The organism is Methylotenera sp., assembly GCF_036401095.1.
Classification (GTDB): Bacteria; Pseudomonadota; Gammaproteobacteria; order Burkholderiales; family Methylophilaceae; genus Methylotenera.
Genome location: NZ_DASWWA010000007.1, coordinates 62,098 through 87,632 on the forward strand (window position 1 = coordinate 62,098; position 25,535 = coordinate 87,632).

Sequence of the window (25,535 nt, forward strand, 5' to 3'; positions counted from 1 at the left end):
AACACAGCATCAATAGAGTTGCGCCTTAAGGAATTGAAATGACAAATACTGTAAATAAATTAATGCCTATTGCTAAATGTTTCACTTTCGGCAGTTCAAGTAGTTTAAATGTTCAGGCATATCGCTTTTTTAGATGGATATTGCCACCTATCTTTGGTTTGTTCTTGTTGGCTGTAATTTGGGCCATGATTGCCGAGCACACTCCAGAGTTGCCTGGGCCAATGAAAACATGGGCTTCTGCCGTCGAGTTGTTTAGTGATCCGTTTTATGACCATGGCATCAATGATAAAGGGGTGGGTTGGAATATCCTGGCATCATTACAACGCGTAGGTCTAGGGTTTGGCTTAGCTGCAATCATCGGCATACCACTGGGTTTTATCATCGGTCGTTTTGAGTTTGTTGCAAGAATGACCGCACCAGTGATCAGTTTGCTGCGTCCAGTTTCACCACTGGCATGGTTGCCGATTGGCTTGCTGGTGTTTAAAGCAGCCAATCCTGCGGCGATATGGGTAATCTTTATTTCTGCAGTATGGCCTATGATTATCAATACGGCGGTTGGCGTAAATAAAGTGCCACAAGACTATATGAACGTTGCCAAAGTGTTGAACTTAAGTGAGTGGAAAATTGTAACCAAAATACTGTTCCCGTTTGTGTTGCCTTACATGATGACTGGTGTGCGCTTATCTATCGGCGTGGCATGGTTGGTTATTGTGGCAGCTGAAATGTTGACGGGCGGTGTTGGTATCGGTTTCTGGGTGTGGGATGAGTGGAACAATTTAAATGTGGAACATATCATCATCGCAATTTTTGTCGTAGGTATTGTTGGTTTGCTGCTTGAGTATGCACTCACACAAATCGCCAAAAGATTTAGTTACGAGTAACGCACTTAAATATATCCTTTAGGAACGATCATGGAAAAAGCAAACACCGATAAATACGTACAGTTAGAGCATGTGAATATGACTTTTAGCACTAAAAAAGGCACATTCAATGCACTTAAGGGTATTAATCTAAACATTAAAGAAGGCGAATTCATTTCAATTATTGGCCACTCTGGCTGTGGTAAATCTACGGTTTTAAATTTAATCGCAGGTCTGCTACAACCGTCAGATGGTTTGATATTCTGCGCTGGTCGTGAAATTGCAGGACCAGGCCCTGAGCGTGCGGTTGTGTTTCAAAATCACTCATTATTGCCTTGGCTCACCTGTTTTGAGAACGTGTACCTTGCAGTAGAGCGTGTATTTGAAAATGAAACTAAAGCACAGCTTGAGGCACGCACTCATGCCGCGATTGAGCTGGTTGGTCTGACGCATTCTAGCGACAAGCGACCTAATGAAATTTCTGGTGGTATGAAGCAGCGCGTTGGTATTGCTCGTGCCTTAGCCATGGAGCCAAAGGTACTGTTGTTGGACGAGCCGTTTGGCGCACTGGATGCATTGACCCGTGCTAACTTACAAGATGAACTGATGAAAATCATGGCGAAATCAGGCTGCACTGCAGTGATGGTAACGCATGACGTAGATGAAGCTGTGCTGTTATCAGACCGCGTGGTGATGATGACTAATGGTCCAAGTGCTACTATTGGTGAAATTTTAGAGGTTAACTTGCCACGTCCGAGAGCGCGTTTGGCATTGGCAGAAGACAAAGAATATAACCATCTGCGTAGCGAAGTATTACGATTTTTGTATGAGCGTCATGCTAAGAAATCAGCATAAAACTAGTATTCAAACACTCAACACTAAATTTTTAATTTAAAAGGGATTACTAACATGAAAACTAAAGTAATATTTAAGAAAAATATGGTCATGGCTTGCACCGCGCTAGCTTTGGCTGGTATGGCGCAAACTGCTTTCGCAGAAGATGAGGTTGCAGAATACACCTTCCTAGACTCAATCAAAGAAGGTAAGCAAATGACTAACTTTCGTTTACGTTACGAAAATGTAAATCAGGAAGCATATCGTGGCACCACACCAACATCTAAAAGACTTAATACAGGCGAAGCGTTTACATTACGCAGTTTGATCGGCTGGCAAACTGCACCATACAAAAACTTCAGTATCGGCGCACAAATCACCGATGTGCACGAGTTTAACGATAGCTTTAACGACCGCAGATACAATACGCCAGAGCATAACAATGGCACGGCGAGCGCAAGTGCAGATAAGGCGCAGTACCCTAATATTGTAGACCCTGGCTTTACCGATATTAATCAGCTTTTTGTTGACTGGACTGGCATTAAAAACACTAAAGTGCGTTTGGGTCGCCAACAATTGAACTTGGATAATGTACGCTTTATCGGTGACATTGGTTTTAGACAAAACATGCAAGTGTTTGACGGTGTTACTGTATTGAACAAAAGCATTCCAGATGTAGAGTTGTTTGCCGCGCACTTTGATAATGTGCGTCAAATTACCACTAAAGACCGTCGCGGCAATATTGAAGTGTTGAATGCGAAATACCGTATCTCACCGTCTGAGTCAGTAGTGGGTTATGGCTACATGGTGGATGTAGAAAACTTGGCACAAAACGGCGGTAATCCAAATGCTGTTGGTACTGCAGCACAAGGCGGTAACGGCTTGGGCGGTAGTGCAGATATCCCTGCGAGCCTCACTAACTTCCAACCATCTAAAACTGATGCAAGCAGCAAGACCTTCGGTTTACGTTTAGATGGTGTGCGCCCAGTGAATCCTGACTGGAAAGTGCTATACACCGCAGAATATGCAAAACAAACCGATTACCGTGGCGGCAGCGACTTGATCGATGCGTACTACCTAAGATTAGGTGGCGGTGCCGCATATGGTGCATGGTCAGTACGCTTTGATCATGAAAAATTGTCTAGCAATGATGGTAAATATGCATTCCAAACACCACTTGGTACCAACCATTTGTTCCAAGGCTGGGCTGACCATTTCTTAACCACACCGCGTCAAGGTATTGAAGATAGTTATGTGACCGTTGCTGGTGCAATTGATAAAGTAAAACTTTATGCTGAGTACCATGTGTTCAAGTCTGATGAGAAGTTCCAATCAGGAGCGGCTAATAGGTTTGGTGACAAGTATGGTACAGAGTTTGATGCGAGTGCGACTTATGCGTTCAATAATAACCTAACCGGTAAGCTTGAATATGCAAACTTTAGAGAGGGTGATCTATATGGCACCACCTTGAAGAATGCTGCCCGTAAAGGTGATAAAGAGATCGTTTGGGTTACTGCAATGTACACATTTTAATATTGCATTAAGTGGTAACGCATAGAATCAGTGCGTAAAATATCGTGCACCATTATGGAATCCCATAATGGTGCATTAGCACTGTTAGAGAGCCTACTTTAAAAAAGTGGTTATTGCCTTAAAAAAATAAGTAATTGTTTTTAATAATAAAAATTATTTTACTGAAATAAGAAACTTGGCATGAATCCTGCCTATATGTGAGCAGAGTGACAATTTAGATTAATTGATGGTGAAAACATGCAAAAGATGAAATTAGTAGTAATTGGTAACGGTATGGCCGGGATGCGTACAGTGGAAGAGTTGCTGAAAATAGCGCCTGATCTTTACGATATCACCGTGTTTGGCGATGAACCTTACCCTAATTACAACCGCATTATGTTGTCTCCGGTGCTTGCAAATGAGCAAACGATTGATGACATCATTTTAAATACCAGAGAATGGTATGCAGAGAACAATATCACCCTGCACACAAGTGCGCGGGTGAATAAGATCGATCGTAAAAACCGTGTGGTTTATACGGAAGATGGCGTGAGCGCTAGCTACGATCGACTATTAATTGCAACAGGCTCTAAGCCATTTATGCCGCCAATCCCAGGTAATGAGTTTGAGGGTGTGCTGGGCTACCGCGACATTAAAGATACCAATGACATGATTGAGGCTGCAAAAGTCTACAAACATGCAGTGGTGATTGGTGGTGGGTTGTTGGGTCTAGAGGCTGCTAATGGCTTGAAGATTCAAGGCATGGAAGTGACTGTTATTCACAAGAATCAGTGGTTGTTAGAGCGTCAGTTAGATAAAACTGCGGGCGCCATGCTGCAAAAAAACCTTGAAGCTAAGGGTTTGAATTTCTTGTTGAACAAAAATACAGAGCAGTTGATTGGTGACGACAAAGGTCGCGTGAAGGCAGTGAGATTCAGCGATGGTCAAGAAATCCCAGCAGACTTGGTAGTTTGGGCTGTAGGTATCCGTCCTAACTATGCATTGGCTGAGTCAGCAGGCATTTACTGTAACAAAGGTATTGTGGTGAATGACACCATGCAAACTTATGACCCGCGCGTGTATTCAGTGGGTGAGTGCGTAGCGCACCGCGGTATTTCATACGGGCTAGTAGCGCCATTATTTGAAATGGCTAAAGTGTGCGCAACGCACTTGGCTAACTTTGGTATTGGCCAATATAAAGGATCAGTAACTTCGACCAAACTTAAAGTAACTGGCATTGATTTATTCAGTGCGGGTGACTTTATGGGCGGTGAAGATACAGAAGAAATTGTTTTGCACGACGCAGTTGGTGGGGTTTACAAAAAGCTCATCATCAAAAATGACAAAATCGTTGGTAGCGTGCTTTATGGGGATACCACGGATGGTTCGTGGTATTTTCAAATGCTTAGAGATGGCAAGGCAATCCATGAGATTCGCGACCACTTGATGTTTGGTCAAGATAGCCTTGGCAACACTGGTCACCAAGGCCAGGATAAAGCAGCAGCCATGACCAACGAGATGGAAGTGTGCGGCTGTAACGGTGTATGTAAAGGTACTATCGTTAAAGCAATTCAGGATAAAGGTTTATTCACTATCGATGATGTGAAAAAACAAACTAAAGCAGGTTCTAGCTGTGGCTCTTGCGTAGGCTTAGTTGAGCAGATTCTAGCTTCTACTCTAGGTGGTGGCTATGCTCCTCCATCAACCAGCAAAGCGGTGTGTGGATGTACTACGAAGAACCACGAAGAAGTGCGTGCAGAAATCCGTACCCATAAATACTTGAGCATCCCGGATGCAATGCAAGGCATGGCTTGGTCTACACCAAACGGCTGTGCAACTTGCCGTCCAGCGCTTAACTACTACTTGCTTTCAACATGGCCACACGAGGCGAAGGATGATCCGCAATCACGTTTCATCAACGAGCGTGTACATGCCAACATCCAAAAAGATGGTACATATTCAGTGATTCCACGTATGTACGGCGGTGTAACTACACCAGACCAACTCAGAAAAATTGCTGATGTTGCAGATAAATACGCAGTGCCTATGGTTAAAGTAACTGGCGGTCAACGTATCGACTTGCTAGGCGTGAAAAAAGACGACTTAGTCGATATGTGGAAAGACCTAGACATGCCATCTGGCTATGCTTACGGTAAATCTATCCGTACCGTTAAGACTTGCGTAGGTTCCGAGTTCTGCCGTTTTGGTACACAAAACTCTACCCAATTAGGCATTGATATTGAAAAAGCATTTGACCATATGTGGGCACCACATAAGGTGAAATTTGCGGTTTCAGGCTGCCCACGTAACTGTGCTGAATCTGGTATTAAAGACGTTGGTATTATCGGTGTGGATTCAGGCTGGGAAATTTACGTAGGCGGTAATGGCGGTATTAAAACAGAGGCTGCGCACTTCTTGTGCAAAGTGAAAACTTCAGAAGAAGTCATGGAATATTCTGGCGCATTTATCCAGATTTACCGTGAAGAAGCGCGCTATTTGGATCGTACCGTGCATTGGATTGAGCGTGTAGGCCTAGAGTACGTGAAACAGCGTGTGCTGGAAGATGCTGAAGGCCGTAAAGCTGCATATGAGCGCTTGATCTACGCACTGCAAGGGGCATCTGACCCTTGGGCTGAGCGCGTAAACAACCGCGAACAACATAAAGAATATGAAACAATTACTGTGTAATATTTTGTTTAAAGATTAGGAAACGACATAATGAAGTCTAGTTTTTGGAAATCAGGTCATACCCCGACCTTGCTATCATCCTTTTTATATTTTGATTTAAGCTTTATGGTGTGGGTAATGTTAGGCCCGTTAGCAGTGCAAATTGCTACAGACCTACAGCTTACTCCGGCAGAAAAAGGCCTGATGGTGGCAACACCAGTGCTGGCAGGTGCTTTGCTGCGTATTGTCATGGGCGTTTTAGTTGATCAAATTAAACCTAAAATGGCTGGTTTGATTGGCCAAGTGATTGTGATTGGAAGCTTGCTGACTGCATGGTTGCATGGCTTGCAAACCTTCCAGCATGCGTTAATGCTAGGCTTAGGTTTAGGCTTTGCTGGTGCAGCGTTTGCCGTGGCCCTACCTTTGGCTAGCCGTTGGTACCCGCCAGAGCATCAAGGTACTGCCTTGGGTATTGCTGGTGCTGGTAACTCAGGTACTGTATTTGCAGCATTATTTGCACCTAGCTTAGCGGTTGCTTACGGTTGGAATAACGTGTTTGGCCTAGTGTTGATTCCATTAGCTATTGCGATGTTCGTTTACATCGTTTTTGCTAAAGATGCACCTGATGCACCGCCTGCAAAATCATTAAGCCAATACCTGATGATTCTTAAAGATAAAGACGCTTGGTGGTTCATGTTCTTCTATAGCGTTACTTTTGGTGGCTTTGTAGGTTTAGCTTCATCATTGACCATTTACTTTAATGACTTATATGCATTAGGCCCAGTAGTGGCTGGTTACTGTACTGCTGCATGTGTGTTTGCAGGTTCATTGGTGCGTCCGTTAGGTGGCTGGTTAGCTGACCGTGTTGGTGGTATCCGTACTTTGTTAACAATGTATATCTTAGCTGCAGTTTTGTTGGTGATCATGAGTTTTGGTCAGCCAACTTATCAATCAGCGCTGATGGTCATTATCCCAACCATGGCAATTTTAGGTATGGGCAATGGTGCAGTATTTCAGTTAGTACCACAGCGTTTCCGTAAAGAAATTGGTGTGATGACTGGCTTGGTAGGCATGGCAGGCGGCGTAGGTGGTTTTTACCTCGCTTCAAGCTTGGGCTTCATTAAGCAAGCAACTGGTAATTATCAAGTAGGCATATTGATTTTTGCTGGGCTAGCTGCTTTAGCGGTATTGGGCTTAACTGGCGTTAAAACCCGCTGGCGTACAACTTGGGGTGCAGCAACAACTGCTAAGGTATAACCCTGCTAAGTAAGCTATAAAACCCCAGGCATCAAGCTAGGTATAGAAGTAAAATATGTCACTTAAATTCACTGTTGGTCAGTCTAGCCTAACCGGGCCTAGAGCACGTAATGAAGATTATGTTGGAGTGGTAACGCCATCAGGTGAGCAATTAAGTGTGAAGGGTGCACTTTTCGCCATCGCCGATGGCGTAAGTGGCAATGCCGGTGGTGGTGAAGCCTCTGAGATGACAGTACGTACTGTCACTACAGATTACTACGCCACACCAGATACCTGGGAGCCGTTTACTGCCTTGGATAAGGTGCTGGTGGCGGCTAATCGCTGGTTAATTGCTCAGGCTAACGCCAACAGCGCCATGGCTGGCATGGCAACCACTTTGTCTTTACTTGTGTTGCGTGGTCAGCGCTATTACGCTGCGCATGTTGGTGATACGCGCATCTATCTATTACGCAATGGCGTATTAAAGCAACTGACTACCGATCACGTGTGGGATAGGCCAGATATGCGCCATGTTTTAAAGCGCGCTGTAGGGCTGGATCGACATCTCGAGGTTGATTTTTCAGAGGGTGCTCTGCAAGAAGGTGATGTATTTGCCCTAATGAGCGATGGCGTGTGGGATAGTGTAGGTGAGCAAACCATCCATAAGGTGCTAGGCTTATACAACAACCCGCAGATGATGTGTGACCACCTAACTAAAGCCGCGATTGAAAAGGGTAGTCAAGATAACTCTACCGCGGTAGCGTTACGGGTAGAAGCGCTGGGCGAAGATACTTTGCTGGAGCTATTAGCTGGTGGTAGACATCTCACCGTACCAGATAAGCTTAATGTGGGTGACCTGATTGATGATTTTGAAGTGCTGGAGGTCATGTACGAGTCGCGTGCCAGCTTGCTTTATAAAGTTAGGCACACTGCGACTAAACAATTTTTTGTGCTGAAAACCTTGCAGCCGGCTTTGGCGACAGATACCGAGAGTTGTAATGGCCTGTTGAATGAAGAGTGGCTAGCTAAGCGTGTTGTTTCTCAGTATGTACCGCAAGTGTTTCCGGTTTCTGTAGAAAAGCGCAGTAAACTTTACTATGTGATGAGCTGGCACGAAGGCTCAACACTGCAGCAGCGTTTGGATAGCGGACATCACTTTACGGTGGCTGGTATCGGTAAAGTTGGCGTTGATATGATGCGTGGTATTGGCGCATTGCATCGTTTAAATATTGTGCACCGCGACATTAAACCTGCTAATGTGCATCAAGGCAGTGATCAGCGGCTACGTATTTTAGATTTAGGGGTGGCTTTAAGCATGCAGACCACTAAGTCAGATGTAGTGCAAAACCCCGGCACACCTAGTTATATGGCGCCAGAATTGTTTCAAGGTGAAGTGGCAACGCCGCAAAGTGATATTTATGCGGCAGGCGTTACGCTGTATCATTTACTGACGCGCAAATATCCGCATGGTGAAATAGAGCCTTTTCAGAATCCAAAATTTGGCAGTCCAACTGCCCCAACCAGATACCGTCCAGATATTCCGTACTGGTTAGAGAACATTGTTTTAAAAGCAATTGCAACGGACCCTAAACAGCGCTTTGAAACTGCTGAAGAGATGTTGCTGGCATTAGAGCATGGTGAGTTAAAGCCCATTTTGCCGCCAACCCGTACACCTTTAATTGCGCGGGCTAGGTTGGTTAAGTGGCAATGGATAGCGATATTTTCGCTTATCCTAAATTTTTTATTGATTTATTTATTAGCTGTTTCATGATTTAACTTGATATAAAGGTAGGACTAAAATGAGTAATTGGGTAAGAGTTGCACCTCTTGAAGAAATCCCTAAATTAGGTGCACGTGTTGTGCGCAGCAAAGACGTTGATATCGGCGTGTTTCGCCTTGAAGATGACCGTATCTACGCTGTAAACAATAGCTGCCCACACAAAGGCGGCCCGCTGTCAGAAGGTATTGTGTATGGTGATAGAATCGCCTGTCCATTGCATAGCTGGAAAATCAGCCTAGTGGATGGCAAAGCGGATGAGCCAGATGTAGGTGAGACGGCATGTTTTAATACTAAGATTGAAGATGGCGTAGTTTATTTAGAATTAAAAGAGTAATTGATTTGATTAAGCAAACTAAAAGTACTTGTTGTTACTGCGGCGTTGGCTGCGGGGTGATTATTCATTCTGAAAACGACAAAATTATCGATGTTAAAGGTGATCCAGAGCATCCGGCAAACTTTGGCCGTTTGTGTACTAAAGGCTCGACGCTACACCTTTCAGCCAAGCTGGATAATCGCTTGCTTTATCCTGAGCTGCGCACCAATCGTGATTTGCCACGTAAGCGTGCGACTTGGGATGAGTCGCTCGACCTCGCAGTTGAGAAGTTTGCGAAAACTATAGAAACACATGGTCCTGATAGTGTTGCTTTTTATCTTTCTGGGCAATTACTCACTGAAGATTATTACGTATTTAACAAGCTGGCCAAGGGCTTGATTGGCACGAACAACGTAGATACTAACTCGCGCTTGTGCATGTCATCTGCCGTTGCTGGTTATAAAGTGACTTTAGGTGCAGATGCGCCGCCAGCCTGCTATGAAGATATTGATCATACCGAATGTTTATTGATTGCAGGCTCAAACACCGCATTTGCGCATCCGATTATTTATCGCCGCATTGAAGTGGCGAAAGAAAAAAACCCTAATTTAAAAATAGTGGTGGTTGACCCACGCCAAACTGATACAGCCAAGGCTGCAGATTTGCATTTAGCAATTTTGCCCGGTACTGATGTTGCGCTATTTAATGGCATGCTGCACGTCATGCTATGGGAAGGTATGTTAGACCATGCCTATATTGATGCCTATACCAATGGTTTTTCTGAGCTAAAAGAAACTGTACGCGAATATACACCTAAAATGGTGGCCGATATTTGCGGCATTAAAGAGGCGGATATCATCACTGCGGCAAAGTGGTTTGGTAAAGGCCCAAGTCTTTCTATGTACTGCATGGGCTTGAACCAGTCTGTCCACGGTACGGAGAAGAATGCTGCGCTCATCAACTTACATTTGGCTACAGGGCAGATTGGTAAGCCTGGCGCTGGGCCGTTCTCACTGACAGGTCAGCCTAATGCTATGGGCGGACGTGAGGTGGGCGGTATGGCCACGCTGTTATCAGGCCATCGTGATTTAGCCAATGCAGAGCATCGCGCAGAAGTCGCTAAATTGTGGGGTGTTGATAGCGTGCCGGAAGCCCCAGGTAAATCCGCCATTGAAATGTTTGATGCAGTGCAAGAGGGTAGTATTAAAGCGCTTTGGATTGCCTGCACTAACCCTGCGCACTCCATGCCAGACCTGAATAGCGTGCTAGAAGCGTTAGACACTGCCGAGTTCGTGGTGGTGCAAGATGCTTTCAATAATACTGAAACTGGTCAATATGCTGATGTACTGCTGCCAGCTAGCACATGGGGTGAGAAAGAGGGCTCAGTGACTAACTCTGAGCGCCGAATCACACGCGTGAACCCAGCAGTTGCCACTCCTGCGGAGGCGCGCCATGATTGGGAAATCGTGGTGGATTTTGCACAACGTTTAGAGCAAAGACTTGCAAAGAATAGTGCGCTATTTCCCTACACGACTACCGAACAAATCTTTAATGAACACCGCGAAACCACACGTGGGCGTGACTTGGACATTACCGGCTTGAGTTATGATTTGCTCAACGAGCAAGGTCCGCAGCAATGGCCATTTAAAGAAGGTGATGTTACAGGCAAAGCACGCTTGTATGCCGATGGCGTGTTTCAAAAGCCTGACGGTAAAGCACAGTTTGTGAATGCCGTTTATAAAGGCACTGCTGATAAAACTGATGCACGCTACCCATTGCACCTACTCACAGGCCGTTTACGCGACCAATGGCATGGCATGAGCCGCACTGGTAATGTTGCCCAGCTATTTAACCATGCAGAAGAACCAGTGATTCAGATGAGTGCCGACGATATGATGCGACGCTCTATCAAAAACGGAGACATTGTCAGAGTCAGCAATAAGCGTGGCAGTTTAGTATTGCCGGCACAGCTATCAGACGAGGTGAAGCCGTCACAGACCTTTATCCCTATGCACTGGGGTAGTCAGTCTATGCATGGTTTAGGTGTTAATGCATTAATGCCGCCAACCTATGACAAAACCTCTAAGCAGCCAGAACTCAAACACACTGCGATTAAGCTGGAGAAGCTTGAGCTACCTTGGCGTATGACGGTAATGCGCACTATCCATAGTCTGGACGTGATGCAACAAATCAGAGGCTTTTTATCTCATTTTGAGTATGCCAGTTGCGGGTTGTTTGGTCGCGAGACTGAAACTCATTGCGGTATGCTTATCTTACGAGCCGCACATACAGAAGCACCTGATGAGCAGGTGATTCAAGATATAGATGCACTACTAGGCATGACTGGCGATGCACCATTACTTAACTACCTGGATGCTAAGCGCGGTATTAGTAAACGTATTCTGGTTGAAACAAACTTAGAAAATAAGGCAGAAGTGACTGGTGTGAGGTTGGTGGGCGAAACCTTAGCTACGGCCTGGCTTAAAGATGTGATGGGGACGGGAGAGTTTAGCCCTGAACTACGCCGCTGGGCATTGGCGCCATTGAGTGCGCCGCCTGCAGGCCAGCGCAGCCGCGGTAAAATCGTATGTAACTGCTTGGATGTTGCGGAAAACGAAATTATCGATAATATTCAATTAGGTGCAGATTTGCTTACACTGCAGAACAAGCTTAAATGCGGCACGCAGTGTGGCTCATGTGTGCCTGAGTTGAAGCAGTTGGTACGCATACACGCTAAACATTAAGGATAAGTAAGTAGTGCTACGTTGCACTAGTGTTAAGGCTTACTCCTTCAATATAGAAACAAAACTATAGAAACAAAAAAGCGCACTGCAAATGTAGTGCGCTTTTTTATTATCACCATGACCATGCGGTTGAAGCATAGTCAGTTGTGGCTAAAAACGGTCCGTCACTAATTGTTTCACAAGTGGAGCGAGTGCGGTCGGTATTGTCGTCATGGCTAAAATAAATTGATGAGCCTCTTTAGAGGTTTTCATCAAAGACTTGACCAAAATATCTACAAATTTTGCTTGTTCATAGTCACTATGCGTTGCGACAAACTGTTCAAGGTAATGCTCGAGAAACACTAATACGATAACGTCTTCAAGGGTTTGTGCCTCAATGTTGGATCTTGGCAGTTCCTTTTTAACTAATGCACACACATGATCAATAATCGTAGCATCATAGGCAAGCTCGTTCAGAATATCGCGTGCAGTATCTGCATGAAATGACTTCAGGGCATTTCGCCATTGGTGGTAGCCTGGCTTGGTCATTGGGTAGTCACTGCGTGGCGTTTTCCAGCGGCCAATATGCTGGCATCTGGCTGCAAGTAATAATGCCTCAGAAGCCTCTGCGCTATAGCGTTTTAGCATCTCTGTCATTCGTTGTGCATAAAGCAACTCCTTCGGCTGACTTTTTCCTGCGGCCTCTTCCAGATTTGGGTCTAGGGCATTAAATGCATCAAAGCGCGCGATGGCTTGGTCAAACTTTGATTGATCTGAAATATTCATGTGTTAATGCGCTTCCTTGTCACGTTAAGGTATCTTTAAAGCTATTTAATTTAGCTGGCTGTCCGGTGTATTAGCATGTGCTAGTGTTAAGGCTTGCGTTAATACTGGTATTTAGTTTGGGCGCAAGTCAGTTACCAAATGCGCGTTTTGAAGTGCGTCGGTTGTTTTAGGGTTTGCTGGTGGCGGGCTGTTCAGGCATGGCGCCAGATGAACCATTACGTTGCTTCAGTTTCTTTGCAGCTAATAACAGTTGCTCGGCAAGTTGATCTTGCTCTTTCTGTTGCATACAAGTTTGCTCTACGCTATTTCTGACTTCTAATATAGTGCCGCGATGGTTATAAACTTCGCTAATCAGTGCATGCGTTTGCGAGTCTTGTGCCGTTTCCAACTGCTCTTCTTTTGTTTTGCCTACCTGACGCTGCCACATGATTTTTTTTGCAGCATCACCACGTTGTTTGCATCCTGCATCCACAACATAGGGTGAGAGGTCTTTCTTTGCTTCAGTGTCATTAGCCTGTTTTGCTGCCGAATTCATGGCTTTACTGTAGCTGTGGTTAACGCATGGCGTATCCTGAAAGCTATTGCCGCAACGATACATGGTCGCAGCAGTAGTAACCTGCGCACAGCATAACAATGCGCAGGTTAGCAGGTTAAGCAAAAACAGCTTCATTAATATGTGCTAGATGAATTCTAGTTGCTAATAATTAATGGTGGTGACCGCCTGCACCGTGTACATGTTGGTGTGCAACTTCTTCTTTGTTCGCAGTACGTACATCTTTAATAGTTGCAGTGAACACAACACGCTCACCAGCCCAAGGGTGGTTGCCATCTACAATTACTTTACCGTCAGCAATTTCAGTTACGGTGTATAGCACCACGTCGCCAGTTTCGTCTTCACCTTCAAATTGCATGCCTACTTTTAATTCTGCAGCAGGGAAAGCACTCGCTGGTTCAATTTGCACCAGCTCTTCATCATACTCACCAAAAGCATCCGCTGGTTGCAAATCTACGGTCACTACATCACCGATGTTTTTTCCGTGCATCGCTTCTTCTACTTTTGGGAAAATATTGTCATAACCACCATGTAGGTATGCTACTGGATCATTGCTAGATTCAAGCACGTTGCCATCAGCATCTTTAAGTTCGTAAGTCATTGTGACAACAGTGTTCATTGCAATTTGCATGGTGAAATCCTCTACCTAGGTTTTTTAAAAAATAATGTTGAAATTTTAATCTAAATTTCTGAAATTGCTTAAATAAAGCCAATATTTATTTTTAGGCTTGTACGTTCTTCAGGTGTTTGGCGATTAGTCTATCTAGTGATGCAGCAAATGCCTGTCTGTCACCCTGGTTGAAGGCTGCTTGCCCACTGATATCTACGCCATTGCTACGCAGCTCTTCCATTAAATTGCGCATGCTTAAGCGTTCTTTGATGTTAGCTTCAGTATAGAGCTCGCCACGTGGATTCAGAGCATAGGCGCCTTTTTCCACGACTTGTGCAGCAAGTGGAATGTCCGCCGTAATCACCAAGTCGCCCGCTGTTAGCGCGAGTACTATGTGATTGTCTGCCACATCAAAACCACTGGGTACTTGTATGGTTTTAATATAGGCAGAAGGCGGTGTGCGTAAAAACTGATTAGCGACGAGTGTCGTCGTAATTTTGGTGCGCTCAGCTGCTCTAAATAGAATTTCTTTAATCACAACTGGGCAGGCATCTGCATCTACCCAAATCTTCATCGTTTATAACTTTGCTTTAGCGAGCTCGGCCACCAGATCTATGTTGGCTAGCTGTATTTGCAGTGCCTCTATTTTGCTGACCACGTGGTGCATGACTGCGGTTGCTATTGCCGCGATTGCCATTGTTGGTTGGTTGCGGAGCAAAGATTGCAGCTTGCGGCATGGCTTGATGTCTAGCCGCTTCAGACATTGGCTTCTGTGAGCGTGGCTGTGCAGGTGCTGTTGATGTACGTTTAGCTTGCTGGCCGTGCGCTGAGCCACCATTTTTTTGTGGTGCAGCTTGTCTCCCGTTTTCTTGTGGTTTGCGACGTTGGCCCTGTTGTGGGCGTGGGGCACGCGGTGCTTCTGGTTCAGGGTTAGCTGCTGGTGTAAACCCTTCTATGCTTATTCTTGGAATTTCACGCTTGATGAGTTTTTCAATGTCTTTTAATAGTTTAATTTCTTCTCTATCAACCAAAGAAACTGCTGCACCGCTACTGCCAGCGCGGCCTGTACGGCCGATACGGTGTACATAATCTTCTGGTACGTTTGGTAATTCAAAGTTCACCACTTGTGGTAATTGGTCGATATCTAAACCGCGTGCGGCAATGTCGGTTGCTACTAATACACGCATCGTGCCGTCTTTAAATTGAGCAAGTGCTTTGGTACGGGCACCTTGGCTTTTATTGCCGTGAATCGCCGCGGCTTGAATATCATCTTTAATTAATTTTTCAGCTAAGCGGTTAGCTCCGTGTTTGGTGCGAGTGAATACTAACACTTGCTTCCAGTCGTGATGTTTAATCAGATGCGTCACCAAGTCACGCTTATGCGCTTGCGGCACCATATGCACCGTTTGCTCTACGAGTTCTGATGCAGTATTGCGGCGCGCTACTTCTACGAAGCCTGGGTTGTGCAGTAGGCCGTCTGCCAAGGCTTTAATTTCTTCAGAGAAGGTGGCCGAGAATAGTAGATTTTGGCGTTGCTTAGGCAACATTGCCAGTATCTTTTTAATGTCACGAATAAAGCCCATGTCTAACATACGGTCTGCTTCATCTAATACCAAGATCTCAATGCCAGATAAATCTACATTTTTTTGATTCGCATGATCCAGTAGGCGGCCCGGTGTTGCCACTAAAATATCGAGTGGTTTTTTCAGGCGCGCAATTTGTGGGTTGGCATTCACACCGCCAAAAATCACGGTAGAAGTTAGTGGCAGGTATTTGCCATACACTTTTACCGATTCTTCAATTTGGGCAGCAAGTTCGCGTGTAGGAGATAGCATTAAACAGCGTGGGCGGCTTTTAGCCACTTCTGTTAGTGGCTTTTGGTTGAGCAAATGCAAGATTGGCAGGGTGAAGCCAGCGGTTTTACCAGTGCCGGTTTGTGCGCCTGCCAATAAGTCACCTCCAGTTAATACTAGTGGAATGGCATTCGCTTGAATCGGGGTAGGTGCTGTGTAACCAGCGTCATTAATGGCACGTAATATAGGTTCAGATAAACCTAGAGAGTCAAATGTAAGTGTGTTTGTTGTTTCAATAGTCAAAGTGATAGCCTCAGCTTGGAAATTTAAGCCGACCTATTACTTTGTGAAGCAACACCAATCGAGGTAGGCATATGTAAAAATCATTAACGTGATTGTGTAAATCAGGAAAGATTTAGTATTTTAAGACCGCTACGCTGATTGGTTTGCGCAGGGAATATTGCGAATTATACGGAGTATTCAGATTAAAGTCAGATTTTGTTTATGTCTACTTATATTGTTATGCTCTGGTGTGATTGTTGGCAGAGTTTTTTCTTTACACATCAACTATTTAATGATCATGTTTGAGCCCGTGCTCTCGATCCAGCAGGCTGTAGTAGTTAGATGGTTCTAGTACGGTTGGTATTGCTTCTTCATCTAAATTGGGGTGGTCTTTGCTGTAGTGCAGGCCACGGCTCTCTTTACGTTCAATCGCGCTTAATACAATCAGCTCTGCTACTTGTAGCAGATTGCGTAGTTCTATCAAATCGTTACTGATTTTAAAGTTGCTGTAAAACTCATGCACTTCATCGCGCAGCATATGAATACGATGCAGCGCTCGGCTGAGGCGTTTATCTGTACGCACAATGCCAACGTAGTTCCACATAAATCGGCGTAGCTCATCCCACGTATGGGTAATTAACACCTCTTCATCAGCATCGGTAACCCGGCTCTCATCCCAATATGGCAAGTGGGTCGCAGTATGCGGTACCTGGTTGAGAATATCTTCAGCCGCCGCTTTACCAAATACCAAACACTCTAACAATGAGTTGCTGGCTAATCGATTAGCCCCATGCAGGCCGGTGCAAGAGGTTTCACCAATTGCATATAAGTGTTTAACATCGGTTTGGCCTTTATCATCGGTCATCACCCCGCCGCAGGTGTAGTGCGCTGCAGGTACAACCGGGATGGGGGATTTACTGATGTCTATGCCAAGCTCTAAGCAGCGTTTATAGATATTAGGGAAATGTTCTCGTATAAAGTCTAGCGGCTTGTGTGAAATGTCTAGATACACACAGTCTAGACCGCGTTTTTTCATTTCAAAGTCAATGGCGCGTGCTACTACGTCTCTGGGCGCCAATTCTGCACGCGCATCGTGGTCCGGCATAAATCTAGTGCCATCTGGCAGCTTGAGCAGGCCACCTTCCCCCCTAACAACTTCAGAGATTAAGAAAGATTTGGCGTGAGGGTGAAATAGGCAGGTAGGGTGGAATTGAATAAACTCCATGTTGGCAACGCGGCAGCCGGCACGCCACGCCATTGCGATGCCATCGCCAGTGCTCACATCTGGGTTGGTGGTGTAAAGGTATACTTTGCCAGCGCCGCCTGTGGCTAAAACCGTATTATGTGCGCCAATGGTCATGACTTTGCCTGTACTGTTGTCTAGTACGTATGCGCCGAGGCATGCATTGTCATTGGCAATTTTTGGATTGAGATTTTTAACTTTATGCGTGGTGATTAAATCAACCGCAATATGGTTTTCAAGTAGGGTGATATTCGGGTGCAGTCTGACTTGCTCCGCCAGCGTGGTTTGTACCGCATTGCCAGTTGCATCTGCTGCGTGGATGATGCGACGGTGGCTGTGTCCACCTTCACGAGTTAAGTGATAGTTGCTGTTATTGTGCTCGCGTGTAAATTTCACGCCTTGTTCTATTAACCACTCTACGGTTTCTTTGCCGTGCTCCACTACTTTTTTGGTCACAGCCTCATCACAAAGGCCAGCGCCTGCGATTAGTGTGTCCTGAATGTGCGCGTCCAATGAATCATCATTGTTGAGAACAGCTGCAATGCCCCCTTGTGCCCAATTACTGGCAGTATCGTTAATGCTACGTTTGCTGACTAGGCAGATTTTTTTATGATCGGCAGTTCTTAGTGCAAGCGAGAGCCCTGCTAGGCCACTGCCAATAATTAAAACATCAAATTGCTGCATAATTTACAAGGGTTTATGTGGAGGGGGATTGAATTGTTAGGAACTTCTGAGAGTGTATCGCGGTCTCTATAAAAGGCAATAGAAATAACATTGTAAATATAAATAAAGTAATCGTTTAATTTTATTTAAATGAAAAATTTTAAGCTGTGGAGGCAAACGCAATGATACAACCCAGTAAAATTCAGGAATTAGCCCAATTTAACTTCATTCAACCTGCAAGCCAAGGTTATACTTATAAAAGTGAGAGAGTTGAAAATAAAATTGGACAGGCTAAAGTGGGGCCGACAGAAGGGTTGCACCTAGTGTCTACTGCGCCGGTTTCTGGTAATCGTGAGATTGATCACGAGCTTGTGTTGCGTGCGCAACGCGGGGATAAGCGTGCGTTTGGATTGCTTGTTGATAAATATCAGCGCAAATTGGCGCGCTTGCTGTCGCGTATGATTCGCGACCAGGCTGAAATTGAAGATGTAGTGCAAGAGTCCTTTATCAAGGCGTATCGTGCATTACCAAACTTCAGAGGTGATAGCGCTTTTTATACATGGTTGTACCGTATCGGTATTAATACGGCAAAAAATTACCTGGTATCTATGGGACGTCGCCCAACAGTGTCTACCGATATTGAAATCGAAGATGCTGAAAACTTTGACAGTGGTGATGAGTTACGTACTACAGAAACCCCTGAATCTAGCATGATGACGAAGCAGATTGCGCAAACGGTTAATGATACCGTTGAAGGCTTACCTGAAGAGTTGAAAACAGCGATTACCTTGCGTGAGATTGAAGGTTTAAGTTATGAAGAAATTGCGACCATCATGGGTTGCCCAATCGGTACCGTGCGCTCAAGAATATTCAGAGCGCGCGAGACAATTGCGCTGAAATTAAGACCTTTGTTGGATACGCCAGAAAATAAGCGCTGGTAGTAAATAAAGCACCAAATGTATCGATGCGTTGTTTGTAGTGTATTAGGAGTTAATAATGAGTGAACAAATTTCTGCTTTAATGGATGATGAAATTGCAGTGGAAGATGCCGAGCATCTGATTGCATCCATCCATACCAGTAGGCAAGCTTCGCAAACATGGCATCAGTACCACTTAATAGGCGATGCAATGCGTGGCGATGTGGCGCTTGGCTCAGGCTTTAAACAAAAACTCATGCAAAAGATTGAACAGGAGCCCACGGTGCTGGCTCCTAGCGCATCAAAGGTGGCAACTGGTGCGAAACCCGAAGTGATTAAAGATAAATTGCCGGCTACTTGGTCAATTGCTGCGTCTTTTGCCGCCATTATGGTGGTGGGCTGGATGGCGCTGCAACAACAAGCTCAGCCTAATCCGCCAGCTACGTTAGAAGTAGCTAAAGTGACTACTCCCAGTGAGTCTATTCCCAATGAGTATCTAATGGCGCATCAGTCATTAGCACCTTCAACGAGTTCATACTATATTCAATCAGTGAATTATTCAGAATGATTTCAAGTGGTCGCGTTTTTTTGGCTAAGCCCCTCGCAGGGATTACGCTGTTCGTTTTATGTGTAACAAGTTTTGCTGGTCATGCGACTACTGATGATGAGTTATGGGTAATGTTGCAAAAAGCAGCCGTTGCAGCGCGCGCTTTAAGTTATGAAGGTGTTTTTGTGTGTCAAACCGGACAGCAAGCAAAGGCTGTACAAATCACCCATTTATTTGATGGCAGAAACGAGTTCTCTCGTAATGTGGTGCTAGATGGCGCGTCACGCGAAGTATTAAGCCAAGGCAGCAATCTGGTTATCTACAATTCAAAAAATGAAAAAATAGTGATTGAGAAAAAACGCGGTCAAAATATGTTCCCAGCCATATTGCCGCTAAATTTTGATTCAATCAAAGACAACTACACCGTGCATTTAAGTACGCATGAGCGTGTGGCAGATCGTCAAGCACAGATTTTGTTCTTAGAGCCTAAAGATCGGTTACGTTATAGCTATAAGTTTTGGATAGATGACGAATACGGGTTATTGCTAAAGTCCGTAAGATTTAATCAGCGCAGCGAGATTATTGAAAGTATCGGTTTTAACCGTTTGTCGCTATTGAATTCAGTCGGGCTTGATTGGTTTACGCCGCGTATTGATAGCAAAAAGAATTATGTGATGGCAGATGAACCTGTCATTCTGCCAGATGGCAAGTTGTCGGTGACGTGGGAAATTAAAGAGCTGCCTGCCGGCTATCGTAAAGTAGACCAAATTGTGCGTATGGTGCCAGGTAAGCCTTACCCGGTCATGCATATGATATTTTCAGATGGTTTGGCTTCCGTTTCATTGTTTATTGAACCTACCAATAAAAGCGGTAAAACTAAAGTGGCTTTAGCCTCTAGCGGCTATACCAGTTTTTATGCTGGGGTAAATAACGGATATCTTGTGACTGCTGTCGGCGAGGTGCCTGAGGCGACTGTGGTGCAAATTGCAAATGCGGTAGTCATTGGTAAGTAATTGTTGGGTCAGTTTTACTCCTCATTATGATAGAAGAACACGCAGTAGTGATTCAGTGCAAGCAAGGCGGCGCAGCCGAGCTGGAAATAGAGCGCAGGACTGCATGTGGCATTTGCGGCCAGCGCCGTGGTTGCGGTAATGCAACTTGGGGCAAAATGCTTGGTCATAAAAGCCACACATTTCTAGCAGAAAATACCATTAATGCGCAGGTTGGCGACAGTGTGGTGGTTGGGATTGATGAACGTGTGGCACTGCGCTCGGTCTTTCTGCTATATGTGTTGCCTCTCCTCAGTCTGATTTTCTTTTCAGTGTTGGCCGAGGTTCTATTTAAGAACCAGTTGTACGTGGTGTTAGCTGCCATATTTGGCCTGTGCATAGGCTTTGTCTGGGTCAAATGGCATTTGGTGGGGCGTGGACCGTCCGCTGGTGGCGGTGCGAGTCAGTATCAGGCAGTCGTATTGCGCTATGCCGATGATGTAGCCAGCGATGCCTGACCTATTTAGCTAATTTAGATTTTTTGCAAATTTAAACGGAATTTTTCAAACATTAAGTGGGGTGAGTAGATGATGAGAAGTTGGCTTACTGCAGTTATATTTATTTTGTGCTCTGCAGTGAATGTAAGTGCTAAGGATTTGCCAGATTTTACTGAATTGGCGGAGAAGCAAGGGCCTGCCGTAGTTAATATCAGTATTACACAGAATATGCGCTCAAGTCCTGCGCAGTTTCCTGGCATGTTGGGCGATGAGCAAATGCAGGAATTCTTTAAGCGTTTCGGTATTCCTAATTTTCCTGGCCAAAACGGCGGGACGCAACCTGAGTACAAATCGCAGTCACTCGGTTCCGGTTTTGTGATCAGCAGTGATGGTTATATCCTAACTAACGCACACGTTGTGTCTGACGCCGATGAGGTGATTGTTAAGTTATCCGATAAGCGTGAGTTTAAAGCCAAAATCATTGGTGCGGATAAACGTACCGATGTTGCGCTAGTTAAAATTGATGCCACGGGCTTGCCTAAAGTAGTGATTGGCGATCCAAACAAGTTGAAAGTCGGTGAATGGGTGGCCGCAATCGGTTCTCCATTTGGTTTGGAAAACACCATGACAGCAGGCATTGTGAGTGCAAAGGGCAGGGCCTTGCCGCAAGAAAACTTTGTTCCCTTTATCCAGACTGACGTGGCGATTAATCCAGGTAACTCTGGCGGGCCATTGTTTAACCTAGCGGGAGAAGTTGTCGGCATTAACTCACAAATTTATAGCCGAAGCGGCGGCTCTATGGGTTTGTCGTTCAGTATTCCAATTGACGTAGCGCTTGAGGTAACCAACCAATTAAAAGCTTCTGGTAAGGTGACTAGGGGTTGGCTGGGTGTTGTGATTCAAGAGTTGAGTAAGGAGCTGGCAGAGTCATTTGGGATGAAGAACACTAATGGAGCGTTGGTGGCTGGTGTTGAAAAAGGCGGCCCTGCTGATAAAGGTGGGGTAGAGGCTGGCGACGTCATCATTAAATTTGATGGTAAACCAATCGCAAGCTCTTCTGATTTGCCACGTGCTGTCGGTGCTGCAAAACCAGGTAAAGCCGTGCCGGTAGAGGTGCTACGTAAGGGCGGTGATAAAGTCCTGAGTGTAGCGATAGGAGAGATGCCTTCAGACGGCACAGAGGCTGCGCAAGTGAATAAGCCGCCAGTCAAGCAGGATGCAGACCGTGTTGGTTTAATCCTGAAAGAACTGACACCACAACAAAAGAAAAAGCTGAATGGAAAAAATGGCCTTTTGGTGATGGATGCATTAGGTGCTGTGGCGCAAGCAGGCATTAGACGCGGTGATGTGATACTCGGTTTGAACAATACAGAAGTGCAAAGTCTTGAGCAATTTAACAAGCAGTTAGCTGGTTTTGGTGCAGGCAAAACGATCGCTTTGCTAGTGTTGCGTGGTGAGAGCACATTGTATGTACCGGTAAAAATTCCAAGTGCTAAGTAAAGCTATTGCAGTGCATAATTAAACAGTAAGCATGAATCTATAGATGTTAATACTTTGAATTTGCTGTAAAATCCGAGCTGTTCGGTTAACAATAAGGGCGCCTAGTGCGCCCTTATTGTTAAGCACGCTTTTATTGTTATCTGAACAGCTCGTTCGCCGTCAATTTAGTCATTATTAAAAATTAAACATGAAAAACATTCGTAACTTTTCCATTATTGCTCACATCGATCACGGTAAATCCACTTTGGCTGATCGGATTATTCACATGTGTGGTGGCTTGGCAGATCGTGAAATGGAAGCGCAAGTGCTTGATTCTATGGATATTGAGCGTGAGCGTGGTATTACGATTAAAGCGCAAACAGCAGCTTTGGAATATAAGGCGGATGATGGCCAGATTTACCACTTGAATTTAATTGATACCCCGGGTCACGTAGACTTTAGCTACGAGGTTTCGCGCTCACTTTCTGCTTGCGAAGGTGCATTGCTGGTGGTGGATGCCAGCCAAGGCGTTGAGGCGCAAAGTGTGGCTAACTGTTACACCGCATTAGATTTGGGTGTGGAAGTGACGGCTGTACTGAATAAAATTGATTTGCCGTCAGCAGATCCTGACCGTGTGATTCAGGAAATTGAAGATGTGATTGGTGTCGATGCATCAGAAGCCGTGCGCTGCTCTGCTAAAACCGGTGTGGGTGTACGCGATGTTTTAGAAGCTGTGATTGCTAAAGTGCCGCCACCTGTCGGCGATGTTACTAAGCCGCTCAAAGCCCTGGTGATTGATGCATGGTTTGATAACTATGTAGGCGTAGTGATGCTGGTGCGTGTGATGGACGGTACACTTAAGCCTAAGGATAAAATCCGCTTGATGGCGACAGGTTCTGAGCATTTGTGCGAGCAAGTGGGTGTGTTTACACCAAAATCACTACAAAAAACATCATTGTCAGCGGGTGAAGTAGGCTTTGTGATTGCCGGTATTAAAGAACTAGCTGCAGCTAAAGTGGGTGATACTGTAACTTTGGCTGGCCGACCTGCCGCAGAGCCGCTGGCTGGTTTTAAAGAAGTTAAGCCGCAAGTTTTTGCAGGTTTGTATCCGGTTGAGTCAAACCAGTTTGAGGCTTTGCGTACCGCGCTGGAGAAGCTGAGTTTGAATGATGCATCCTTGTTGTTTGAGGCGGAGAATTCAACAGCATTAGGTTTTGGTTTTAGATGTGGCTTCTTAGGCTTGTTGCACATGGAAATTGTGCAAGAGCGTTTAGAGCGTGAATATGACATGGACCTGATTACCACCGCACCTACGGTAATTTATGAACTATTGCTCAAAAATGGCGAAGTAGTGCAAATTGAGAACCCATCACGCTTGCCAGAACCATCACGCATTGAAGAGATTCGCGAGCCGATGATTGTGGTGAATTTGCTGATGCCTCAGGATTACGTTGGCCCAGTGATGACGTTGTGTAATGGTAAGCGCGGTATTCAGCGCAATATGCAGTATATGGGCCGTCAGGTGATGCTGAGCTATGAAATGCCGTTGAACGAAGTGGTGCTCGATTTCTTTGATCGATTGAAGTCTGTATCACGTGGCTATGCAAGTATGGATTACGAGTTTTTAGAGTTCCGTGCGGCTGATTTGGTTAAACTGGATATCATGGTGAACGGCGAGCGTGTAGATGCATTAAGCCTGATTGTACACCGCAGTAATAGCGTGTACCGTGGTCGTGAAGTGGCAGCAAAAATGCGCGAATTAATCCCGCGTCAGATGTTTGATGTGGCAATTCAAGCCTCAATCGGCGCTAACATCATTGCGCGTGAAACAGTCAAAGCAATGCGTAAAAACGTGATTGCAAAATGTTATGGTGGTGATATTACCCGTAAGCGTAAGTTGCTAGAGAAGCAAAAAGAGGGTAAAAAGCGCATGAAGCAAGTGGGTAGCGTTGAGATTCCGCAAGAAGCGTTCTTAGCAATTTTAAGAGTAGAAGATAAATAAGAAAAAAGGTAAATCGCCATGATGTTCGCGCTTTTTATGATAGTTGTACTGCTGGTTACTGGGCTGATATGGCTATTTGATATTCTAGTATTAAGTAAAAAACGCCCGCCAGGGGCAGATGAGCCTGTTTTAGTTGAATACGCTAAAAGCTTTTTCCCCGTTATTTTGGTGGTGTTTTTAGTGCGCTCATTTATTGTTGAGCCGTTCAAGATTCCATCAGGCTCGATGATGCCAACCTTGTTGGCGGGCGATTTTATTTTAGTGAATAAATTTACTTATGGCCTGCGTGTACCTATTTTAAACAACACTTTTTTAACTGTGAATAAACCTGCGCGTGGCGATGTGATTGTGTTCCATTATCCGCCTAACCCTTCTATTGACTACATTAAACGTGTAGTGGGTTTGCCTGGTGATAAAGTAGCGTATCAAGATAAACGCCTCACCATTAACGGGCAGCCAGTTGCGGTTGAAAATGCGGGTTATTATGAGTATGTGATGTCTGGGCTTAATGTAGTGCAAGCTAAACAATACCATGAGCAGTTAGGCACTAAGCAGCATGACATTCTGGTGCATGACGTAGTTGGTAATTATGAACCGGACACAATTGGCGCTAAATTTGCAGAGGGTGAAGAAATTACAGTGCCAGATGGACAATATCTGGCGATGGGGGATAATCGGGATAATAGTTCAGATAGCCGAGTATGGGGATTTGTGCCTGAGCAGAACTTAGTCGGCAAGGCGTTTTTTATCTGGATGAATTTTGATCAGGGTTCTAGAATCGGCAATAAAATAGATTAATTATTTGGCTGTACTAAATATAACTGTCCTAACTTGAGTGAGTATGGAGATAAACATGGTAAATAAATTAATGCATATGCAAGCTGTTAAGAAACAACAAGGCGCTACCTTGTTAGGCATGCTAATCGTTGGTGCCTTCGTTGTGTTTGTTGCTTTGATTGTGATGAAAGTAACGCCAGCTTATATAGAGTTTATGTCAGTCAAAAAAGTGCTCAAAGCCATGCAGTCTGAATCTTTAGGCACGATGAGCAATAAAGAAATTAAAGACTCATTTGAAAAACGCGCTTCTGTGGCCTATGTGGATACGGTAAAAGGTTCAGACCTGGTGATAGAAAAGACCCCGGATGGTAATGCGGTAGTGTCTGTTTCATATGAAGTGGTTAAGCCAATTATGGGCAATGTAAGTGTGCTGATAGATTTTTCAGCACGTAGTGATGGTAAGTAGTGTATC

The 25,535-nt window shown here is 45.0% G+C and carries 22 protein-coding genes; 16 read left to right on the top strand and 6 right to left on the bottom strand.

All coding sequences use genetic code 11. From position 1 onward, the window contains the following. The first annotated feature begins 38 nt into the window (after positions 1-38). The 8 genes from ntrB (at position 39) to VGD82_RS06100 (ending at position 11,946) form a co-directional block, all read left to right on the top strand. Positions 39-881: a nitrate ABC transporter permease gene (gene ntrB / locus VGD82_RS06065; RefSeq protein ID WP_331019546.1), complete on the top strand. Its 843-nt coding sequence runs from the start codon at positions 39-41 to the stop codon at positions 879-881. Positions 882-911: 30 nt separating this feature from the next. Then, the gene (locus VGD82_RS06070) at positions 912-1,715 is read left to right on the top strand and encodes an ABC transporter ATP-binding protein (protein ID WP_331019547.1); all 804 of its coding nucleotides are present in this window, start codon (positions 912-914) and stop codon (positions 1,713-1,715) included. Between the two features lie 54 nt (positions 1,716-1,769). Next, a complete protein-coding gene (locus tag VGD82_RS06075) occupies positions 1,770-3,227 on the top strand; it encodes an alginate export family protein (RefSeq protein ID WP_331019548.1) in 1,458 nt (485 codons plus the stop codon). A 237-nt stretch (positions 3,228-3,464) separates the two neighbouring features. Further along, complete coding sequence (gene nirB, locus VGD82_RS06080; protein ID WP_331019549.1) at positions 3,465-5,894, top strand: nitrite reductase large subunit NirB; 2,430 nt, start codon at positions 3,465-3,467, stop codon at positions 5,892-5,894. 30 nt (positions 5,895-5,924) lie between these two features. After that, positions 5,925-7,130, top strand: a complete 1,206-nt coding sequence (locus VGD82_RS06085) for a nitrate/nitrite transporter (protein WP_331019550.1) — start codon at positions 5,925-5,927, stop codon at positions 7,128-7,130. A 55-nt stretch (positions 7,131-7,185) separates the two neighbouring features. Beyond that, entirely contained in the window at positions 7,186-8,880 is a 1,695-nt protein-coding gene (locus tag VGD82_RS06090; RefSeq protein ID WP_331019551.1) for a bifunctional protein-serine/threonine kinase/phosphatase, read from the top strand. 28 nt (positions 8,881-8,908) lie between these two features. Further along, the gene (gene nirD / locus VGD82_RS06095; protein WP_015832588.1) at positions 8,909-9,223 is read left to right on the top strand and encodes a nitrite reductase small subunit NirD; all 315 of its coding nucleotides are present in this window, start codon (positions 8,909-8,911) and stop codon (positions 9,221-9,223) included. Between the two features lie 5 nt (positions 9,224-9,228). After that, on the top strand, positions 9,229-11,946 hold the full coding sequence (locus VGD82_RS06100) for a molybdopterin-dependent oxidoreductase (RefSeq protein WP_331019552.1): 2,718 nt from the start codon (positions 9,229-9,231) through the stop codon (positions 11,944-11,946). 150 nt (positions 11,947-12,096) lie between these two features. Here the strand turns inward: VGD82_RS06100 and VGD82_RS06105 are convergent, their stop codons facing one another. From VGD82_RS06105 to nadB, 6 genes are all read right to left on the bottom strand, one after another. Continuing rightward, the gene (locus VGD82_RS06105; protein ID WP_331019553.1) at positions 12,097-12,711 is read right to left on the bottom strand and encodes a DUF4202 domain-containing protein; all 615 of its coding nucleotides are present in this window, start codon (positions 12,709-12,711) and stop codon (positions 12,097-12,099) included. A 166-nt stretch (positions 12,712-12,877) separates the two neighbouring features. Further along, positions 12,878-13,381 carry a hypothetical protein gene (locus VGD82_RS06110; protein ID WP_331019554.1) on the bottom strand — a complete coding sequence of 168 codons (504 nt, stop codon included), beginning with the start codon at positions 13,379-13,381 and terminating at the stop codon, positions 12,878-12,880. A gap of 34 nt (positions 13,382-13,415) precedes the next feature. Further along, positions 13,416-13,895 carry a peptidylprolyl isomerase gene (locus VGD82_RS06115; RefSeq protein WP_331019555.1) on the bottom strand — a complete coding sequence of 160 codons (480 nt, stop codon included), beginning with the start codon at positions 13,893-13,895 and terminating at the stop codon, positions 13,416-13,418. Between the two features lie 91 nt (positions 13,896-13,986). Continuing rightward, positions 13,987-14,448 carry a YaiI/YqxD family protein gene (locus VGD82_RS06120; protein WP_331019556.1) on the bottom strand — a complete coding sequence of 154 codons (462 nt, stop codon included), beginning with the start codon at positions 14,446-14,448 and terminating at the stop codon, positions 13,987-13,989. Positions 14,449-14,464: 16 nt separating this feature from the next. Next, on the bottom strand, positions 14,465-15,970 hold the full coding sequence (locus tag VGD82_RS06125; RefSeq protein WP_331019557.1) for a DEAD/DEAH box helicase: 1,506 nt from the start codon (positions 15,968-15,970) through the stop codon (positions 14,465-14,467). Positions 15,971-16,238: 268 nt separating this feature from the next. Next, complete coding sequence (gene nadB / locus VGD82_RS06130) at positions 16,239-17,876, bottom strand: L-aspartate oxidase (RefSeq protein ID WP_331019558.1); 1,638 nt, start codon at positions 17,874-17,876, stop codon at positions 16,239-16,241. A gap of 302 nt (positions 17,877-18,178) precedes the next feature. On the opposite strand from nadB, the gene rpoE reads away from it, so the two are divergent. The 8 genes from rpoE (at position 18,179) to VGD82_RS06170 (ending at position 25,529) form a co-directional block, all read left to right on the top strand. Beyond that, positions 18,179-18,796: an RNA polymerase sigma factor RpoE gene (gene rpoE, locus VGD82_RS06135; protein ID WP_414684462.1), complete on the top strand. Its 618-nt coding sequence runs from the start codon at positions 18,179-18,181 to the stop codon at positions 18,794-18,796. 55 nt (positions 18,797-18,851) lie between these two features. Further along, on the top strand, positions 18,852-19,340 hold the full coding sequence (locus VGD82_RS06140) for a sigma-E factor negative regulatory protein (RefSeq protein WP_331019560.1): 489 nt from the start codon (positions 18,852-18,854) through the stop codon (positions 19,338-19,340). A gap of 20 nt (positions 19,341-19,360) precedes the next feature. Continuing rightward, positions 19,361-20,332: a MucB/RseB C-terminal domain-containing protein gene (locus VGD82_RS06145; RefSeq protein WP_331019561.1), complete on the top strand. Its 972-nt coding sequence runs from the start codon at positions 19,361-19,363 to the stop codon at positions 20,330-20,332. Between the two features lie 26 nt (positions 20,333-20,358). Then, positions 20,359-20,826, top strand: coding sequence for a SoxR reducing system RseC family protein (locus tag VGD82_RS06150; RefSeq protein ID WP_331019562.1), 468 nt, complete (start codon positions 20,359-20,361; stop codon positions 20,824-20,826). A gap of 69 nt (positions 20,827-20,895) precedes the next feature. After that, positions 20,896-22,305, top strand: a complete 1,410-nt coding sequence (locus VGD82_RS06155) for a DegQ family serine endoprotease (protein WP_331019563.1) — start codon at positions 20,896-20,898, stop codon at positions 22,303-22,305. A gap of 187 nt (positions 22,306-22,492) precedes the next feature. Continuing rightward, complete coding sequence (gene lepA, locus VGD82_RS06160) at positions 22,493-24,286, top strand: translation elongation factor 4 (protein WP_331019564.1); 1,794 nt, start codon at positions 22,493-22,495, stop codon at positions 24,284-24,286. Positions 24,287-24,304: 18 nt separating this feature from the next. Continuing rightward, on the top strand, positions 24,305-25,084 hold the full coding sequence (lepB, locus tag VGD82_RS06165) for a signal peptidase I (RefSeq protein ID WP_331019565.1): 780 nt from the start codon (positions 24,305-24,307) through the stop codon (positions 25,082-25,084). A gap of 55 nt (positions 25,085-25,139) precedes the next feature. After that, complete coding sequence (locus VGD82_RS06170; protein ID WP_331019566.1) at positions 25,140-25,529, top strand: DUF4845 domain-containing protein; 390 nt, start codon at positions 25,140-25,142, stop codon at positions 25,527-25,529. Positions 25,530-25,535: the final 6 nt, after the last annotated feature.